General features: G+C 42.2%; 16 protein-coding genes, 1 pseudogene and 1 CRISPR repeat array. Of the genes and pseudogenes, 15 read left to right on the top strand and 2 right to left on the bottom strand.

The genetic code is table 11. The annotated features are described in order from the left end of the window. Window positions 1–70: 70 nt before the first annotated feature. From BMW59_RS15960 to cas2, 14 genes and pseudogenes are all read left to right on the top strand, one after another. The gene (locus BMW59_RS15960) at window positions 71–268 is read left to right on the top strand and encodes a cold-shock protein (RefSeq protein WP_093054336.1); all 198 of its coding nucleotides are present in this window, start codon (window positions 71–73) and stop codon (window positions 266–268) included. 282 nt (window positions 269–550) lie between these two features. Continuing rightward, the gene (locus BMW59_RS15955) at window positions 551–910 is read left to right on the top strand and encodes an ArsR/SmtB family transcription factor (RefSeq protein ID WP_093054334.1); all 360 of its coding nucleotides are present in this window, start codon (window positions 551–553) and stop codon (window positions 908–910) included. Beyond that, window positions 907–1,932, top strand: coding sequence for a permease (locus tag BMW59_RS15950; protein ID WP_093054332.1), 1,026 nt, complete (start codon window positions 907–909; stop codon window positions 1,930–1,932). The genes BMW59_RS15955 and BMW59_RS15950 overlap by 4 nt, the downstream gene beginning before the upstream one ends. 21 nt (window positions 1,933–1,953) lie before the next feature. Further along, window positions 1,954–2,190 carry a thioredoxin family protein gene (locus BMW59_RS15945; RefSeq protein WP_093054330.1) on the top strand — a complete coding sequence of 79 codons (237 nt, stop codon included), beginning with the start codon at window positions 1,954–1,956 and terminating at the stop codon, window positions 2,188–2,190. Window positions 2,191–2,304: 114 nt separating this feature from the next. Beyond that, the gene (locus BMW59_RS15940; protein ID WP_093054328.1) at window positions 2,305–2,859 is read left to right on the top strand and encodes a sigma-70 family RNA polymerase sigma factor; all 555 of its coding nucleotides are present in this window, start codon (window positions 2,305–2,307) and stop codon (window positions 2,857–2,859) included. A 70-nt stretch (window positions 2,860–2,929) separates the two neighbouring features. Continuing rightward, window positions 2,930–3,691: an arsenite methyltransferase gene (arsM, locus tag BMW59_RS15935; RefSeq protein ID WP_093054326.1), complete on the top strand. Its 762-nt coding sequence runs from the start codon at window positions 2,930–2,932 to the stop codon at window positions 3,689–3,691. A gap of 413 nt (window positions 3,692–4,104) precedes the next feature. Further along, window positions 4,105–4,245 (top strand): annotated as a pseudogene (locus BMW59_RS22455) (thioredoxin family protein); the annotation flags it as partial. Between the two features lie 309 nt (window positions 4,246–4,554). Then, a complete protein-coding gene (locus BMW59_RS15920) occupies window positions 4,555–6,972 on the top strand; it encodes a CRISPR-associated helicase/endonuclease Cas3 (RefSeq protein ID WP_093054322.1) in 2,418 nt (805 codons plus the stop codon). 30 nt (window positions 6,973–7,002) lie between these two features. Beyond that, window positions 7,003–7,713: a type I-C CRISPR-associated protein Cas5c gene (gene cas5c, locus BMW59_RS15915; protein ID WP_093054320.1), complete on the top strand. Its 711-nt coding sequence runs from the start codon at window positions 7,003–7,005 to the stop codon at window positions 7,711–7,713. Next, window positions 7,714–9,576 carry a type I-C CRISPR-associated protein Cas8c/Csd1 gene (cas8c, locus tag BMW59_RS15910; protein WP_093054318.1) on the top strand — a complete coding sequence of 621 codons (1,863 nt, stop codon included), beginning with the start codon at window positions 7,714–7,716 and terminating at the stop codon, window positions 9,574–9,576. Between the two features lie 2 nt (window positions 9,577–9,578). Continuing rightward, complete coding sequence (gene cas7c, locus BMW59_RS15905) at window positions 9,579–10,442, top strand: type I-C CRISPR-associated protein Cas7/Csd2 (RefSeq protein ID WP_093054316.1); 864 nt, start codon at window positions 9,579–9,581, stop codon at window positions 10,440–10,442. Beyond that, entirely contained in the window at window positions 10,432–11,091 is a 660-nt protein-coding gene (gene cas4 / locus BMW59_RS15900; RefSeq protein WP_093054314.1) for a CRISPR-associated protein Cas4, read from the top strand. The genes cas7c and cas4 overlap by 11 nt, the downstream gene beginning before the upstream one ends. Next, complete coding sequence (gene cas1c, locus BMW59_RS15895) at window positions 11,088–12,119, top strand: type I-C CRISPR-associated endonuclease Cas1c (protein WP_093054312.1); 1,032 nt, start codon at window positions 11,088–11,090, stop codon at window positions 12,117–12,119. The genes cas4 and cas1c overlap by 4 nt, the downstream gene beginning before the upstream one ends. A 9-nt stretch (window positions 12,120–12,128) precedes the next feature. Then, the gene (gene cas2 / locus BMW59_RS15890) at window positions 12,129–12,419 is read left to right on the top strand and encodes a CRISPR-associated endonuclease Cas2 (protein ID WP_093054470.1); all 291 of its coding nucleotides are present in this window, start codon (window positions 12,129–12,131) and stop codon (window positions 12,417–12,419) included. A gap of 160 nt (window positions 12,420–12,579) precedes the next feature. After that, window positions 12,580–14,540: direct repeats of the CRISPR family, unit length 32 nt; unit sequence GTCGCATCCCATGTGGATGCGTGGATTGAAAT. A gap of 214 nt (window positions 14,541–14,754) precedes the next feature. Here cas2 and BMW59_RS15885 read toward each other — a convergent pair. Together BMW59_RS15885 and BMW59_RS15880 are read right to left on the bottom strand one after the other, a co-directional pair. Then, on the bottom strand, window positions 14,755–16,044 hold the full coding sequence (locus tag BMW59_RS15885) for an aspartate aminotransferase family protein (RefSeq protein WP_093054310.1): 1,290 nt from the start codon (window positions 16,042–16,044) through the stop codon (window positions 14,755–14,757). Between the two features lie 75 nt (window positions 16,045–16,119). Then, window positions 16,120–17,496, bottom strand: coding sequence for a YjiH family protein (locus BMW59_RS15880; RefSeq protein WP_093054308.1), 1,377 nt, complete (start codon window positions 17,494–17,496; stop codon window positions 16,120–16,122). 392 nt (window positions 17,497–17,888) lie between these two features. Here BMW59_RS15880 and BMW59_RS15875 point away from each other — a divergent pair, with 392 nt between their 5' ends. Next, window positions 17,889–18,089 (top strand): YjfB family protein, encoded by a 201-nt coding sequence (locus BMW59_RS15875; RefSeq protein WP_093054468.1) that lies wholly within the window; start codon window positions 17,889–17,891, stop codon window positions 18,087–18,089. Window positions 18,090–18,371: the final 282 nt, after the last annotated feature.

The raw sequence follows: 18,371 nt of genomic DNA, 5'->3' as shown, positions 1-18,371 counted from the left end.
CTGGATTGATTAAATGAAGGGCTCAACTAGTAATACAATGTGGGAAATTCCCACGCAGGAGGAATAAGTTATGACTCAAGGTACAGTAAAATGGTTTAACGCAGAAAAAGGTTTCGGTTTCATCGAAGTTGAAGGACAAGACGACGTTTTTGTTCACTTTTCCGCAATTCAAGGTGAAGGTTTCAAAACACTTGATGAAGGTCAAGCAGTAAACTTCGACATCGAGCAAGGCCAACGTGGCCCACAGGCTGCTAACGTACAGAAGTAATAACCAAGAAGACCCTGTTTTTACAGGGTCTTTTTTTTTTATGGCTGAAATTTCAAATAATGCGCACCCCGGCCGTCCCGCTTCTTCCCACAAAAAACGAGCCAGACGGTACTCTTTCCACTGTCTGCTCCCGCCTCATCCACATTCTCCACCACCAGAAACTACATCTTAACTCCCGCCAAACTCGTCACAAACCTGTCAAAACTATAAAACTAGAAATGTAGTTTTAATACTTGATTAGTGATATATTGAACATAGGTAATGAAAAGGCAGGTGAGAGATATGGCGAAGAAAGAATGGATTATTTTAAATAAAGAAGAAAGCAAAGCGCTCTTTAACGAAGCGCAGGAAAAGTTCCCTCACCTTAAGACAGATGAAGGTATAGAGGCGAAAGCCGCGTTGTTTAAAGCGCTCGGGGACGAGACACGTCTAAAAATCGTCTCCTTATTAGCTGTCCGGGAATGCTGCCTGTGCGAGCTGGTTGAAGCACTCGGCAGTGTGAATTCAACGGTGACTCACCATCTGAAACTGCTGGAACGAGGCGGGGTCATTCAGTCGCGGAGAGAGGGGAAGTTCACAATATATAAATTGAACCCTTCTATTAAAAACCTGGACGTTCTTTTAGGAGGGGGAGACTCATGATGGATATTTTATATGCCGGCTGGCAGTTTCTTATTGAATATTTCACCCTTCCCCGAACGATCACGCTGACAATTGTGTTCTTTATTTCAGGAGCGATCGCCCAGTTTATGTCGCAAGGTGCCGTGCTTAAATATTTCGGTCCCAATGCTAAGAAATCAGTCTCGTATTCCATGGCTTCCGTCTCAGGCATTATCCTCACCGTCTGTTCGTGTTCGGTGCTGCCGATGTTTACGAGTATCTGGAAAAAAGGGGCAGGAATCGGTCCTGCTATTACGTTTCTTTTTGCCGGCCCTGCGATTAACCTGCTTGCGATCACCTTTACATTCAGTTTTATTGGTGCAGACATCGGGGTAGCCAGAGTCGTGAGTGCGGTTGTATTAGCCATCATTATAGGTTTTATTATGCAGCTTATTTTTCAAAAGGACGAAAATCACACTGATAAAAATGCTAAAATGTTCGAGATAAAAGACACTTCTCCGAGAAATTTGTGGCAAAACGGCCTGTTCTTCGTGACCCTGCTCGTCATGTTGCTGTCAGGCATGAACATGCCATTTGTGACCTTAGGGGCTCTTGTCATATTAGCCGTCCAGCTTATATGGTTTTTCGATAAAGATGAATTGTGGAGCTGGTGTTTGGAGACTTTTGATCTGGCTAAAAAAATTATTCCGCTGTTTGTCGTCGGGATATTTATTGCCGGTGTCATTACGGTGTTAATCCCTGAAACATTTATGTCGGCCGCCGCTGGCGAAAATACGGTTCAGGCCACCTTCCTTGCCTCAATTTTCGGCGCGTTTATGTATTTTGCCACACTGACTGAAGTGCCGATTGTGAACAGTTTCCTTGATCTCGGCATGGCCAAAGGGCCAGCCCTTGCCCTTCTGCTGGCAGGGCCGACGATGAGTTTGCCGAATATGATCGTTGTTTCAAAAATTATGGGACTGAAACGGGCAGGAGCTTATATTGGTTTAGTTATTGGGCTGACGACACTGCTTGCCTTCCTTGCAGGCGTGCTGATCTTTTAAATAATAGATGGAGGGATAATGATGAAAATTGAAATCTTAGGAAGCGGATGTGCTAAATGCAAGAAGCTGGAAGCAAGAACCCGGGAAGCCATCGCTGATCTTGGGATTGAAGCGGAAGTGGTGAAAGTGGAGGACCTGGAAGAGATTATGAATTATGGTGTGCTGAGCACCCCCGGCTTTGCTGTCGACGGCGAAGTTATCACCACAGGAAAGTTACTGAGTGTTAAAGATATTAAGAAACATCTGTCAGCAAAATAACTTAAGCGTTACTTTAAAAAGATGATCTCAAAGCGGATCATCTTTTTTCTTGTTTCCTGAGCAGTAAATGGTATATTATATAATAAAGTGTTTATATAAAGGGGTGTGCATATAATGGCAGGCAAACTGGATCGTATTGTGGAGCAGTATCATCAGGAACTGAGGCAGTTTGTGTTAAAACGCGTCACAAACCGGTTTGATGCAGAGGATGTCCTTCAGAACATGTGGATCAAGGTAGTTGGAAATCAGAATAAACTGGCCGATGTGTCACACGTGCGCGGGTGGTTATTCCAGATTGTCAGGAGTACGATCATCGATTTTTACCGGAAAAGAACGGTAGAAATTCCAGATGTCAATGTACCGGACACTCCTATAAACGATATGGAACATGCGGAAACTAATTTTAATGAAGACTGTGGCTCTTACTTACTTAGAGAATTACGGGGTCTTCATGAAAAGTACCAGCTGCCGTTCTGGCTGTATGTGGGGGAGGAATGGAAACACCGCCAAATTTCTTCCGAATTGAATCTGACACTGTCAGGATCAAAAACGAGAGTGCAAAGGGCCAGAAGGCAGCTGAAGGAGATCTTGCTGAACTGCTGTGATGTTCAATTTGATGCGTACGGCAACGTGGTCCGTTACGAGAAAAGAAATGTGTGCTGTGCATAAGAAGTTTTGCGACCCTTTTAAACTGCTTTCGTCTTCTCTGGTGAACGATCATTAAGAGGAGGAATGACTTATGAAAGCAGACATTCAACGGAAACTGGTCAGGGAGCGTTACGGCGGTATTGCGGCAGGAGCGGGTGACGGGTGCTGCTCTGATGACGGGAAAGCAAGCGGGATTGCTAAAACAATGGGTTACGGGGATGACGAATTAAAGGGGGCGGAGGAAGCCAACCTTGGTCTCGGCTGCGGGAATCCAACCGCCATTGCTGGTCTTCAGGAAGGCGAAACTGTCCTCGACCTTGGAAGCGGCGCCGGGTTTGATGCGTTTCTTGCAAGAAAGAAAGTCGGTGAATCAGGAGCAGTTATCGGGGTGGATATGACTCACGAAATGATTGAGAAATCCCGGCATAACGCATGCAAGCAGGGGTATGGGAATGTGGCGTTCAGACTGGGTGAAATAGAGAATTTGCCAGTGGCCGATGCTACTATCGATGTCGTTATCTCTAATTGTGTCATTAATCTTTCTCCTGAAAAAGAGAGAGTTTTTAAAGAAGTGTACCGTGTCTTAAAGCCGGGTGGCCGTATAAATATTTCTGATATCGTCAGGGGCAGTGGTCAGGCGCCGGAAAGTGCTTATAAAGATCCTCAGGTTTGTAATTGTATCATTGGAGCAGAACGTATGGATAAGATTGAACTGATGCTTAAGGATGCAGGCTTTTCCGCTGTTCAAATTACAAAAACCACCTCGAGTGATGATTTGCTCGAAGCCTGGAAAGAGGGCGACCTGCAAATGGAGGATGTCGTTTCAGCCACCATACATGCCGTGAAGAGATAATAATTTTCCTCTTTTCAGGTTCTATAGATGGTAAGGCTATATAGGAGCTCATCAAAAATCAAAACCACCGGTGGGAACTGGTGGTTTTGATTGTGGCTTAAATTTAAATAATGTACAGTTCAGTCAACCTTTCTTGCCTAAATTTTTGGGGCGTTTATTTATTTCTTTGCGACACTGACAGAAGGCCGATTGTGAACAGTTTCCTGATCTCAGTATGGCTAAAGGGTCTGTCCTTGGTCTTTTGCTGGCAGGGCCAGATGAGTTTTCCTAATTTGATCATTGTTTCGAAAATTATGGGATTTAAACGGGCAGAAGTTTATAGTGGTAGTTATTGGGTTGACGGAACTGCTTGCCTTCCTGCCCTTTTAATATGGAGGGATAATGATGAAAATTGAAATTTCAGTAAGCGGTGTGCCAAATGCAAGAAGCTGGAAGCAAGAACCCGGGAAGCTATTGAGAATCTTGGGATTGAAGCGGAAGTAGTGAAAGTGGAGGACCTAGAAGACATTATGAATTACGGGGTGCTGAGCCCCCCCGGCTTTGCGGTAGAATAAGAATCTACCTTATGTAAAGGTAGATTTCCAGAACAGTTACAGGGATTGATAGCTTCCAATACCACAGCAACATACTGAGATTAGCATCGCAAACTAAAGAACGTGTTTGCGGTGTTTTTTAATTAAAATAGTGAAAACGTAAGTTCCCTGACAGTCCTTGTCATCATTACTCCCATAATAAGAGTTGTTATTCACACTTAGTAATTTCAAAAGTTAACAAAATATTTCCAAATAAATAGGTAATAAGAAGTTATTACGTGATAAAATAGAAATTAAAGGAAATTTGTCGAGACTAAGTGGAGGTGGCGTATGGAGTTCATAGCGCACATTCGTGAAAATGATGGCAGCATTCAGACGGTTGAAGACCATCTTTTGGAAACTAAGGCATTGGCAGAAAAATTCGGTAAGAGTTCGGGCATGGGGCATATTTGCGGACTGTCAGCTCTTCTTCACGATGCAGGCAAATTGACCGAGGAATTTAGAGACTATATTTTAAAGGCTGTTAATGATCCTGAGCATGCTCCTAAACGGGGGAGTGTCGATCATTCAACTGCTGGGGGAAAAATATTATTTAATTCTTACCACTCAACACAATCAGACCCCTTTTATACTGTCCTTTCAGAAGTTGTGGGAAATGCTATTATCTCGCATCATTCTTATTTACATGATTTTCTGACTCCTGACCTTGACTCGCCTTATTTGAGACGCGTGAAGGAAAAGGAGTTACTACAATTTAAACAGACTAAAGACTATTTTTATAGAAAAGTGATGGATGAAAATACATTTGACCATTACGTCACTGCAGCTAAAGATGAATTAAAGATATTATTAAAAAATTATGCTCCAGAAGATTACCCTAGGCATCTTCATTTTATAACAAAATTTGTATTTAGCTCTCTTATAGATGCTGACAGAACTAATACCCGTCTTTTTGAAGAAAACCAAGAGTATGAACCTATTAATTCAGCAGAGTTGATGGATAACTATTATGACAAACTTATGATGAAAATAAAAGCGTTTAAAGAGCATCCAGATGCTGGGAATCGTATCAATAAACTGCGTGCTTCTATGTCTGACCAATGTGAGGATTGTGCTGAAAAGCCTTCAGATATTTACACCTTATCCATTCCCACTGGGGGTGGCAAAACATTGGCCAGTTTGCGTTATGCGTTAAAGCATGCGAAAAAATATGGAAAGAAACGTATCTTTTATATCGTTCCTTTTACTACCATTATTGAACAGAATGCTCAAGAGGTCAGAAAAATACTTCAAGATGATGAGCATATCCTCGAACATCACAGTAATGTGATTGAGGAGGACTATGAAGAGAATGAGCGTTTTGACGGGATGATATCTCCAGAGGAAAAGCTAAGGTTAGCTAAAGACAATTGGGATTCACCAATTATTTTCACTACCATGGTTCAATTCTTAAATGTGTTTTATGAAAAAAAGAGCCGAAGTGTGAGAAGACTCCACAGGTTGAGCGATGCTGTCATTATTTTTGATGAGGTACAAAAAGTACCTGTTAAGTGTGTTTCCCTCTTTAATGAAGCTTTGAATTTTCTAAAATCAATATGTAAATCAAGTATTGTGCTCTGCACAGCGACTCAGCCTGCACTTGACTTTGTAGATTATAAACTGGATGTTCCCCGTAACAATGACATGATCTCTGATATCAACAAAGTGAATTTGTCCTTTGAAAGGACAAAAATTATTGATCGATCTCGTCAGGGACCTGTAACTAATGAGGAGTTGCAACAATTTATTAGCACTAAACTAGAGGATGAAAATAGTATTCTAGTTATTTTAAATACTAAATCGGCCGTTAGAAATTTGTATGTGTTATTAAATGAATGTGATTCAGGAGTGCCTCTCTATCATTTGAGTACATCCATGTGCGCCTCACACCGAAAAAGGTTATTAGCTGAAATCCGAAAATATCTCGCTAACAATGAGCAGGTTATTTGTGTGACCACTCAATTAATAGAAGCGGGTGTTGATGTCGATTTTGATTGTGTCATCCGCTCCTTGGCAGGTCTGGACTCTATAGCCCAGGCAGCTGGACGATGCAATAGACATGGAAAAAAAGATATAAAAAAAGTTTATTTAATTGATCATCGGGATGAAAAATTATCTAGACTTAGAGAAATTCAAAAAGGAAAAGAGATTTCAAAGAAATTATTAAAAGAAATGAAAACTGAAGGGGGGAACGAGATTCTTTCACCACCAGCTATGACTCGTTACTTTCAGGAATTCTACACAGATTTAGAATCAGAGCTGGATTACTATGTTCCCAGGGTTGAAAAGAATATGACCGATTTACTTTTCTGGGATAGAACTCAAAGTGACTGGGTTAAAAGTTTGTATAGCAAATATAACCATCCCCCTAAAACTTACTTAGTTACAAGTTACGGGACGGCAGCAGAACATTTTTCTGTAATTGATAATCTTACAACTTCAGTTCTTGTGCCTTATGAGGAGGGAAAGGAACATATTGCTGATTTGAACGGTTACGAAACGATTGAGCACTTTTCCCAGTTTATGAAACAGGCTCAACACTTTTCCATTAATATATACAGTCAGCAGAAACAGGATTTAGAAAAGCAAGGAGCACTCGTGTCTTTTCTGGATGGAGCCGTTCTTGCTTTAAAAGAAGGATTTTATAGTGATGAATTCGGATTGGATATCCGAGAAGATGGAGCAGGCTTTGATAACTATGTGTTTTAGAAGGTTAAATAAAAGGTTGGAGGTGTGAGTATGAGGAATGCAATCGAATTTGAAGTGACTGGAGACTATGCATTGTTTACGGATCCATTAACAAAGTTAGGTGGTGAGAAGCTCAGTTATCAGGTGCCAACTTATCAGGCGTTAAAAGGCATTACAGAGTCTATATACTGGAAACCGACACTCCTTATTTTAGTGGATGCTATCCGTATTTTAAATCCTATTCGGATGGAATCAAAAGGTATCAGGCCTATAGAATATGGTGGAGGAAATACGTTAGCGAATTATACGTACCTACGTGATGTTCGTTATCAAGTTAAGGCTCATTTTGAATTTAATGAATACCGCCCAGATCTTGCTTATGATCGTAATGAGCACAAGCACCATAATATTATGAAACGGGCGTTGAATGCTGGAGGGCGAAGAGATATTTTTCTTGGGACTAGAGAGTGTCAAGGATATGTAGAACCCTGTCAATTTGGAGAAGGAGAAAGTTTTTATGATCAGTATGGCGAGCTGGCTTTAGGGACCATGGTTCACGGAATTAATTACCCTGATGAAACAGGTCGTGATGCCATGGAAGTGAGACTGTGGAACCCTGTGATACGAGATGGGGTCATAACTTTTATTAGACCAGAAGAGTGCACACATGTACGGCAAGTGAAAAAAATGGATAAGAAACATTTTGATGATTCAAATATGGAAGCTGCAGATGAGTTGCTTGATAGGTTAGGGGGAGAGTAAATGAGCTGGCTCCTACATTTATATGAAACTTATGAATGCAATTCCGATAAAATTGGTGTTATTGATAAAAAAAAGAATGGGCAGGAATATACACTGCTGCCGGTGTCTCACACCACTCAGACCGCTCACATTGAAGTAAATATTACAGAAAAAGGGGAATTTCATTCTGCTTCAGTGGTTGAAAAAAACGACAGCAGTACTTTAATCCCTGCAACAGAGAATGCCGCTAATCGGGCAGGCTCTAAGGTGGCTCCATACCCTCTGCATGATAAACTCAGTTATACCGCTGGTGATTTTGTCCATTATGGAGGACAAGCTAAAAAAAGAGAACAATACCAAGCCTATATTAAGCAACTTGAAAAATGGGCACAGTCACCTTTTGCTACTGAGAAAGTGATTAGTATATATCACTATTTACTGAAAGGATGTTTAATTAAAGACCTGACAGCAGAGTATATTTTGTACTTGGATACTGAAGGTAATCTAATAAACAAATGGCATAAAAAGTATGAAGACTTGCATGGTCCTAAACCAGCAATATTTTCAATAGCTGCAGGCGGTCAGGAGAGCGCCTTCATTCGTTTCAATGTTTTCTCTCAAGAGAAGCTCTTGACGAAAATTTGGAATGATAAAAACGTATATGATTCTTTTAAAAATTTTTATAAAGACCAGCTAGGGGCAGTTGATTATTGCTTTGTGACAGGTAAAGAAGCTCCTGCTACAACTATGCATGCAAATAAAATTCGGCATTCTGGTGATAAAGCGAAATTGATTTCGGCAAATGATAAAACTGGATTCACATTCCGGGGGAGGTTTAAAGAAAGCCGTGAGGCGGCCACGATCAGCTATGAGGTCTCACAAAAAGCGCATAATGCCTTGAAATGGCTTATTCATAAACAGGCAAAAGTGATAGATCAGAGAGTTTTTCTAGTGTGGGAAAAAGGGCAGAATCATCCGCCTGACCCTCATGAAGATAGCCTGAATTTGTTTGGAACGGGTGAAACCACTCCGGAAGGATTTACAAATGAGCAGTTTGCTAAAGAATTATCCAAAGCGATAGATGGTTACAAACATGATATATCCAACTCGAATGATATTAATATTATTGTCCTGGATTCTGCGACGACCGGAAGACTGGCGGTTCTCTATTACAGGTACCTTAATAAAGAGATTTATTTGAACCGTATTAAAAGCTGGCATTCTTCTTGTTTTTGGCGGCACACGTATCTTAAGAAGCCATTTTTTGGAGCGCCTGCTACGAGGGATATTGCGTTTGCGGCCTATGGTCCCCGAGCCAATGAGAAAATTGTTAAAGGTTTAATGGAGCGAATGTTACCTTCAATAATAGATGGACGAAAAATACCGGCAGATATTGTGAAAAGCGCGTTTTACCGGGCTTCAAATCCATTAGCAATGGATAAGTGGGAGTGGGAAAAAACCTTAAGTATAGCGTGTTCTTTATTCAATCATAAGGAGGGATATGATGTGAGATTAGCTCAGGAGGAAACAAATCGAGATTACTTGTTTGGAAGACTACTAGCTATAGCTGATGTTCTTGAACGAAGGGCTTTGGGAAATGAGGAGAACCGGGCAACTAATGCAATCAGGTATATGAACTCTTTCTCAAGACACCCTGCACGAACCTGGAAAACTATTCAGTCGAGTCTGCAGCCTTATCAGGCACGACTAGGGCCAAAGGCAGGATATTTATCTAGCTTAATCGACGACGTAGCTTCTCGAATCGCTATCGAAGATTTTAATAACAAGCCATTATCTGAAAAATATTTGCTGGGATTCTACAGTCAGCGTCACGATTTGTTTCAGAAAAGAGATAAACAACCTACAACCCACGAGGAGGAATAAAAATGAGTGTACTTGATCATAAAATCGATTTTTCAGTTGTTATGTCTGTTACTAAGGCGAATCCTAATGGAGATCCGTTAAATGGAAATCGTCCAAGGCAAAACTATGACGGACATGGGGAAATTTCAGATGTGGCTATTAAGCGTAAGATTCGTAACCGTTTACAGGATATGGGAGAATATGTTTTTGTGCAGTCAAATGACAAACGTGTAGACTCTTTTAAAAGTTTAAAAGAAAGAGCAGAGTCGGTGAAAGAACTGGCTGATATATTAAAATCGAAAGACAGTCAAGCGGAAGAATTTGCAGAAATAGCTTGTAAGGAGTGGATCGATGTTCGGGGATTTGGCCAAGTATTTGCATATAAAGGTTCGGGTACTGGGACTGGCGTTTCTGTAGGGGTACGTGGTCCTGTCTCAATCCATACTGCCACTAGCGTAGATCCCATCGATTTAACAAGTATGCAGATTACGAAAAGCGTCAACTCAGAACCAGGAAAAGAACGGGGCTCGGACACGATGGGGATGAAACATAGGGTGGACTTCGGTGTGTACGTATTTCACGGTAGCATTAATACCCAGCTTGCTGAAAAGACAGGTTTTACCATTTCTGATTCTAATAAAATCAAGGAAGCGCTTGTTACACTTTTTGAAAATGATGCTTCTTCAGCAAGACCCGAAGGAAGTATGGAAATTCATAAAGTACTCTGGTGGGAACATAATTCAAAATTAGGGCAATATTCAGCGGCTAAAGTTCACCGAGCTTTAGAAGTTAGCAGTACAGTATCGGAACCTAGAACATTCGATGATTATACAGTTAATATCAAAGAGTTGGAAGGACTAAAATTGGAAGAATTAAATGGTCTATAAGAATGAAGAAAATTATCTGATGTTGTCGGGAATTCAGCACTTCAAGTTTTGTAAACGGCAATGGGCTCTTATTCATATTGAACAGCAATGGGAGGAAAACGTCAAAACAATTGAAGGACAATATTTGCACAAAAAAGCTGATCAGCCACTGATTAAAGAACGCCGCAAGGAAAAAGTGATTGTGCGTGGTTTACCTATCCAGTCGAGGGACCTTGGTATAACAGGACTGTGTGATGTTGTTGAATTTATTGAAGATAGTCAGGGAGTACCTATTCAAGGATATGAAGGTACTTTCATACCTGTTCCAGTTGAATATAAAAGAGGTAAACCTAAACGTGGTGAAGAAGATATTTTACAACTGACTGCTCAAGCTATGTGTTTAGAAGAGATGCTAGTCTGTTCCGTTAATAGAGGTTATGTGTATTATGGGGAAACAAAACACCGATTAGCCATTGAATTTACGGAAAAAGAAAAGGATTTGGTAAAAAGGACTATAAAAGAAATGCACCATTACTATAGGAAAAGACATACACCTAGAGTTAAAACAGGGGCTTTTTGTAATAGTTGTTCTTTGCAGCAAGTTTGCCTTCCGGAATTGATGAAAAAACAATCTGTACAAACGTATATTGAAAGGAAACTTTCAGAATGAAAAAACTTTTAAATACGTTATTTGTGACTCAGCCGGACGTTTATTTATCACTAAACGGTGAAAATGTTGTGTTGTTAAAAGATGAAGAAAAACTGGGCCGGCTTCCCCTTCATAATTTGGAGTCGATCGTAACTTTCGGTTATACAGGAGCGAGTCCTGCGTTAATGGGGTATTGTGCTAAGAATAATATCTCCCTAACATTTTTTACAATGTCTGGGCGCTTTTTAGCTAAGGTTATTGGAGAAAGCAGAGGAAATGTCGTTTTACGTAAAAGCCAGTACCGTCTATCTGAAAGTGAAAAAGAGTCCGCCAAAATTGCGAGGAATTTTATACTTGGAAAACTATACAACACTAAATGGATCTTGGAAAGAGTAACAAGAGATTATCCTCTTCGGATAAATGTACCAAAATTTAAAGAAGTGTCCAAACATCTAAGCTTAATTATGAATGAGGTTAAAAAATGTGAAAACCTAGAAGCTTTAAGAGGGTTGGAAGGGCAGGGAGCTGTTTCTTACAACGGAGTATTTAATGAGATGATATTGCATCAAAAAGACGTTTTCAGCTTTCTTAAAAGAACACGCCGACCTCCTATGGACCCCGTTAACGCCATGCTTTCTTTTGCTTATTCACTGTTAGCGAATGATACAGCTTCGGCGTTGGAGGGAGCTGGATTAGATTCTTATGTAGGTTTTTTACACCGGGACAGACCGGGGCGAGCTTCTTTAGCATTGGATATAATGGAAGAACTGAGAGGTGTATACGCCGACAGGTTTGTTTTGTCACTTATCAATAAAAAAGTAATGAGTGAAAAAGATTTTTATAAAAAGGAAAATGGAGCTGTTTTATTCACGGATAATTCCAGAAAAGAGTTTTTGAAAGCTTGGCAAAACCGTAAAAAAGATAAGATTACGCATCCTTTTCTTGGAGAAAAAATTGAGTGGGGATTAATGCCTCATGTTCAGGCATTATTGTTAGCCAGATACTTACGTGGAGATATTGATCAATATCCACCTTTCTTATGGAAGTAGGTGTATAAATTGCTTGTGCTAATCACTTATGATGTTAGCACCATGAGCTGCGCGGGTGAAAGAAGACTGCGAAAAGTAGCTAAAGTATGTCAAAAATATGGTCAAAGGGTTCAGAACTCTGTTTTTGAATGCGTGATTGATTCAACTCAATTCACTATGCTTAAAATTGAGTTATGTGAAATCATTGATGAAAATGAAGACAGTTTGAGATTTTACAGGTTAGGTAATAATTATAAGTCCAAAGTTGAGCATATTGGGATAAAAGAATCATTAGACCTTGAAGACCCGTTAATATTTTAGTGCGAATACAAAGTGCACATCTGTTTTCAGGTAGGTTCGCACTTAAATTTGCTCTTAAAATCCCGAGTCTTTCTAAAGGAAAAATATGTTTTTATATAACTAAGCGCATTTAGAGGAAGAAAACTACCTTAGTTGTGGTTCTTTAGACTCTTATTTCGCAGTCGCATCCCATGTGGATGCGTGGATTGAAATTCGGTGTTGTATCTGTAGTCAGGTAAGAAGTCGGTCGCATCCCATGTGGATGCGTGGATTGAAATCCTTATAAAGAGGGGGTGAACATAAATTGGAATTGTCGCATCCCATGTGGATGCGTGGATTGAAATAGTTACAAGATGATAGATTACTCCCTAGTATTGGTCGCATCCCATGTGGATGCGTGGATTGAAATATTTTCGGCTTTGTCGCTCTTTTAGGCACTGGAACGTCGCATCCCATGTGGATGCGTGGATTGAAATCCGCCGTGAAAACATGGACACGATTATGTTAGTTATATCGTCGCATCCCATGTGGATGCGTGGATTGAAATCCGCCTATGACTCTCGCATAACTTCCACTCAGCGTCGCATCCCATGTGGATGCGTGGATTGAAATATGAAGTCACCCCCATATTGACATTCTACCGATGGTCGCATCCCATGTGGATGCGTGGATTGAAATGTTAATGTATTTACATCTACACCTGATTGAAGTCCGTCGCATCCCATGTGGATGCGTGGATTGAAATAAAATCTACAAGTAACTAAAGCTAATGAAACCGAGTCGCATCCCATGTGGATGCGTGGATTGAAATTAAGGTGACGTATCAGCAAGGGCGAAGTGTAGGACGTCGCATCCCATGTGGATGCGTGGATTGAAATATAACTGTGGTTTTGGTGGTTGTAGAATGAGTAGGTCGCATCCCATGTGGATGCGTGGATTGAAATCCTGTCATCGTGTGGGTGACTAAGCACGAAGGGGTCGCATCCCATGTGGATGCGTGGATTGAAATATGACCGTCCAGCCGATCACACGCCGGTTGTCTGGTCGCATCCCATGTGGATGCGTGGATTGAAATCGTTTGACTGACTCCCATTACCTTATCCATCGTTTGTCGCATCCCATGTGGATGCGTGGATTGAAATGATAACACCCCGTATACATTTAATATCGTGGGCGAGTCGCATCCCATGTGGATGCGTGGATTGAAATCTATTTTTTCGGAGAAGAAAAGGATATACCCGAGTCGCATCCCATGTGGATGCGTGGATTGAAATGATAACATGCGAAATGTGTTTGAATACCGGCAAGTCGCATCCCATGTGGATGCGTGGATTGAAATCCACAATCCTTCCCAATCCCCTTGGAAAAGATTGGCGTCGCATCCCATGTGGATGCGTGGATTGAAATCTGTTGAGACAAGAACGCTTCTGAGGCTGTGAGTCGCATCCCATGTGGATGCGTGGATTGAAATAGGAACACCAGGAGTCAAAGAACCGCAAGCAGACGTCGCATCCCATGTGGATGCGTGGATTGAAATGACCTTTTTAATACTCTGCTCGCCTGTCTTATCGTTATGTCGCATCCCATGTGGATGCGTGGATTGAAATGACCTCAAAGGCGGGCTAGAGTTTAACCAGTACAGCAAGTCGCATCCCATGTGGATGCGTGGATTGAAATCGCATCGTTGTCATTTATATGGAATTTAGTTTCAGTCGCATCCCATGTGGATGCGTGGATTGAAATCACCATGCCATTTACCCTCACGTACAAGTTTTTGTCGCATCCCATGTGGATGCGTGGATTGAAATTGTATCGGACAAGTACGGCGCTTGCAACTCCTGTGTCGCATCCCATGTGGATGCGTGGATTGAAATTTCCATTTATAAAAAGTGTCCTTACTCACACCCAAGTCGCATCCCATGTGGATGCGTGGATTGAAATCAAGATATGGTCGATTCCATCCGTGAAAAGATGGGGTCGCATCCCATGTGGATGCGTGGATTGAAATAGAGACACGGAAAAGGTGTACTATCTCAATAAACGTCGCATCCCATGTGGATGCGTGGATTGAAATATATTAAAGCTAACACGCTCTGAGATCGTTTCCCGTGTCGCATCCCATGTGGATGCGTGGATTGAAATTGCATCACGAATGGAGGGAATTATATGTCATTAAGTCGCATCCATGTGGATGTATATATTTAAAAATCTCGAAAGACTTTTTAGAAGAGATTTTTGAGCCTGAAACCAAATCTTTTAAGTACAATTTAAGTACCTAAGAGCTCATTAAAGGAATTAAGAGGAATAAAAAGTAAGCAAAAAAGAGGTTGAGGAACGGCTCCTCAACCTCTTTTTGTTATGAATTCTCAAACCTGTTAAGCGCCTTATCCAGCTTTTCCAACCCTTCATCTATCTGCTCTTTTGTAACAATAAGCGGTGGGATCATGCGCATAACCTCCGTCTTGTTGCCGCAGAAGTAAAAGAGGACGCCTTCCTCAAGGGCGAGATCAAGGACTTCCATAAGGCCGCCGCCGTCGGCTTCTCCTGTTTCGGGATTAATGATTTCAATGCCGATCATTAACCCTATTCCCCGGATCGTCCCTAAGGTCGGATGGTCTTCTTTCATTTTTTCCAGACGGGAAACAGCGTAATCGCCCATTTCCTGTGCGTTTTCCAGCAAGTTCTCTTCCGTTAACACCTCGATCGTGGCAATGCCGGCTTCACAGGCAATCGGATTTCCGCCAAAAGTTGTCGCGTGGGCGCCGAGCGGCCATTTCTGCATGAGTTCTTTTGAAGCCGCAGTGACTCCGAGCGGCATGCCTGAAGCAATTCCCTTTGCTGCTGCGAGAATATCAGGCGTTACATCAAAAGCTTGTGACGCGAACCAGTGGCCGGTCCGTCCAAACCCTGTCTGGACCTCGTCAAAAATCAGAAGAATGTTATGCTTGTAACAGTGCTCGCGGATTCTTTTGAGCCACGCTGCAGGCGGCACGATATAGCCTCCTTCTCCCAAAATCGGTTCGACGATCATGCAGGCAACTTCTTCAGGGGTCACTTGATGGGCGAAAAGGTTATCAAGGTGCTTGTCCAGGTTGTCTATATTTTCTTCCTCCGTCAGCTCAGGATCAGCGTAAGGGAGCTGAAACGCGTTCATGTTGGGCTGCATATGTTTCCTGTACTTGCTCTTAGAGGTGCTGACTCCCATCGCGCCGAACGTCCGGCCGTGGAAGCCGCCTGTAAAGGACACTACTGCGGTTCGTTCCGTGACGAACTTGGCCAGTTTTAATGCGCCCTCAATGGCTTCTGTCCCGCTGTTTCCAAAGAAAAAGCAGTCGATTTCTCCCGGCATCACCTCTGCCAGCTTATCCGCCAGCGTTAAAATCGAGTCGTACATAATAACACCGGAAGGACCGTGGGTTAATAAATCTGCCCCGTTCTTAATGGCTTCCACAATTTTTGGATGGCGGTGCCCGGTATTGGTCACGGCAATGCCTGACGTAAAATCCAGGTATGTTTTTCCGTCAGCGCCGTAGTAATAACAGCCTTCTTCCTTAATCACAGGAAGGTTCGGATGGTCTTTAGCCATGCTTGGCGCCAGCCGGTCACTCATCCGCTTTTTCAACGATTCTTCTGCATTTATAGCCATGAATAAAGCCTCCTGTTTTTTCACGAAAAATAATTGCTACTGCCATAGCATAACAGTCTCAGTGCCGTTCAACAATTAAAAAATAAGGTGGGCAATCCCGGCAATAATTGGCAGGGTGATAATTGTACGCTGGATAAAAATCACGGCAAGTTCCCAGAAACTGAGCGGAATTTTTGACCGCATAATTAACACACCAATTTCGGACATATAGACGAGCTGGCTGATTGAGACGCCCGCAATAACGAACCGTGTCAATTCACTTTCAATGCCGTTTCCAATGACTGCAGGCAGGAACATGTCCGCAAACCCGACGACCATCGCAGGAGCTGCCGCCTGTGCTTCCGGAAGCTGCAGCAGCTGAAGCAGAGGAACAATTGGCATGGACAGCCACACAAAGAGCGGGGTGAATTCCGCGAGTATTAAAGCAATCGTTCCAAGTGTCATCACGACCGGTATGAGGCCAAGCCACATATCGAGGACGTTAGTGGCGCCTTTTTGCATGACACTTCCAAGGCTCTTCACGCTGTTCGCTTTTTCCACTGCAACCTTCAGGCCGAATGAGAGCGTCGACTCATCTTTAGGAGCAGCTTCAGTGATCTGTTTCCCGACAGGTTCATGATAGTCATCCTTCTTAAGGGACAGCGGCGGAATGCGCGGCATGATGACTGCTGCCACAAAGACAGCAAGTGTTACTGTCAGGTAAAACGGTACGAAATACGCTTCAAGGCCGATGAAGCTGATAATAACAAGGCTGAAGGCGATTGAAGCAATCGAAAAGTTCGTTGAAATAACCGATGATTCACGCTTTGTATAATACCCTTGTTCGAACTGCTGGGTGGTAATTAACACACCGACAGGCCCGGCGCCCATCCAGGACGCACTCGCGTCAACCGCCGAACGGCCAGGCAGTTTGAATACAGGCTGCATAAATTTACGTAAAAGCGTGCCGATAAAATCCATTAAACCGAATGACAGCAAAAACGGCATGAATAAGGCGGCAAATAAAAACCATGCCATCAATACAGGAACCAGTTCAAACAGGACAGTTCCTCCTGTGAATGGCGCAATGATCATTTCCGGGCCAGCCTCGAGCACAACCATGAGCGCGAAAACCGAACCAATGACTCGGACAAGGAGCCAGAACGCTGAGATATCAAAAAGGTTTCGCATCGCTTCATTATTCGTGATCCAGGCCGGCTTCACTGTTTTCGTGATTAATGCGCCGGCTGCCGACAGTATAATCACACCCGTCATAAACAAAGGAATGATGTCAGCGAAAGTCGACTGGATCGTTTCTGCTAAAATCCCGACGCCGATGGTAATGCTTCCGTTAAACGGAACCGGAACAAGAAACATTAGAATCCCGAATAAGGAAGGCAATAAAAATTTCATTAAAGATAAGGAATATTCATCTGATTTTGTCACCGTTTGTGTATTATAATCGTTAGCCATTAAAAGCAACCTCCAAAGTATAAATAAAATAGAACGGTTATAAATATACCAAGTATATGAATAAAAATCAATAGTGTTGTATAAAAATAATAGGATTTATAGATTTGGTGTTTATTGGAGAGTATCGTCTACAGTTATTGAGAAAAAGGAAAGTTTTAATGAAAAGACGGTTAGCTGGAACGGAAATGGAAGGCTTGATATGAGGTGCATAAATATATTTACATTTGTATTTAAGTGATAATTATATGCAGGAGGATGCAGTTTTGGGGGACAGTCTATTAAATCCGGGAGATTTAAGTCGATATGATAGATACATCGTTCTCTCGCCGGTAAATGAATGCAACGATGTGTATAACGCTGTTCTCTTAATTTTGTATAAAGGAGGTGATCCGATGGAAATTCCTTCACTCTCCATTGCCCTTAGCCAGGCGGGAGTGAACCAGCAGGCCTCTCTTTCGATGATGCAAAAATCGATGGATCAGGCTGGGCAGCAAGGACAAGCACTCGAAAAGCTGATAGACTCCGCAGAGTTGCAGCGGATGGAACATGCGATGCCACCCCATCTCGGCGGCAGTATCGACACCAAAGTGTAAGAAGAAAAAGCGGCCTTTCGGGGCTGTTTTTTTGTGCTGTGCGGATCGCTGGCCTTGCGTGAGTGCAAAACTATTTTGGGTAGTGCGGCAAATAAGTGGTGGAGTGTATCAAATAAAGTCGGGAATGCCTCAAATAAGTGGTGAAGTGCATCAAATAAGTGGCAAGTGCCACAATTAAGCGGTAATGCTCTTAAGCCCCCTTAATCATTTGGACACCAAATTCCTCTTCGATGTAAACTGTAACTAAATATAATTTAATAGTTGAGTGGAGGTGTGAAGGGT

The organism is Salipaludibacillus aurantiacus (assembly GCF_900111295.1).
Taxonomy (GTDB): Bacteria; Bacillota; Bacilli; order Bacillales; family Salisediminibacteriaceae; genus Salipaludibacillus; species Salipaludibacillus aurantiacus.
The sequence above is the reverse complement of the archived record's forward strand: the minus strand, read 5'-3'. Positions and strand labels throughout refer to the sequence as shown.

Excerpts from the sequence above, each read along its gene's own strand:
- BMW59_RS15960 (WP_093054336.1), top strand. The coding sequence starts at position 71 with ATGACTCAAGGTACAGTAAAATGGTTTAACGCAGAAAAAGGTTTCGGT.
- BMW59_RS15955 (WP_093054334.1), top strand. The coding sequence starts at position 551 with ATGGCGAAGAAAGAATGGATTATTTTAAATAAAGAAGAAAGCAAAGCG.
- BMW59_RS15950 (WP_093054332.1), top strand. The coding sequence starts at position 907 with ATGATGGATATTTTATATGCCGGCTGGCAGTTTCTTATTGAATATTTC.
- BMW59_RS15945 (WP_093054330.1), top strand. The coding sequence starts at position 1,954 with ATGAAAATTGAAATCTTAGGAAGCGGATGTGCTAAATGCAAGAAGCTG.
- BMW59_RS15940 (WP_093054328.1), top strand. The coding sequence starts at position 2,305 with ATGGCAGGCAAACTGGATCGTATTGTGGAGCAGTATCATCAGGAACTG.
- arsM (WP_093054326.1), top strand. The coding sequence starts at position 2,930 with ATGAAAGCAGACATTCAACGGAAACTGGTCAGGGAGCGTTACGGCGGT.
- BMW59_RS15920 (WP_093054322.1), top strand. The coding sequence starts at position 4,555 with ATGGAGTTCATAGCGCACATTCGTGAAAATGATGGCAGCATTCAGACG.
- cas5c (WP_093054320.1), top strand. The coding sequence starts at position 7,003 with ATGAGGAATGCAATCGAATTTGAAGTGACTGGAGACTATGCATTGTTT.
- cas8c (WP_093054318.1), top strand. The coding sequence starts at position 7,714 with ATGAGCTGGCTCCTACATTTATATGAAACTTATGAATGCAATTCCGAT.
- cas7c (WP_093054316.1), top strand. The coding sequence starts at position 9,579 with ATGAGTGTACTTGATCATAAAATCGATTTTTCAGTTGTTATGTCTGTT.
- cas4 (WP_093054314.1), top strand. The coding sequence starts at position 10,432 with ATGGTCTATAAGAATGAAGAAAATTATCTGATGTTGTCGGGAATTCAG.
- cas1c (WP_093054312.1), top strand. The coding sequence starts at position 11,088 with ATGAAAAAACTTTTAAATACGTTATTTGTGACTCAGCCGGACGTTTAT.
- BMW59_RS15885 (WP_093054310.1), bottom strand. The coding sequence starts at position 16,044 with ATGGCTATAAATGCAGAAGAATCGTTGAAAAAGCGGATGAGTGACCGG.
- BMW59_RS15880 (WP_093054308.1), bottom strand. The coding sequence starts at position 17,496 with ATGGCTAACGATTATAATACACAAACGGTGACAAAATCAGATGAATAT.
- BMW59_RS15875 (WP_093054468.1), top strand. The coding sequence starts at position 17,889 with ATGGAAATTCCTTCACTCTCCATTGCCCTTAGCCAGGCGGGAGTGAAC.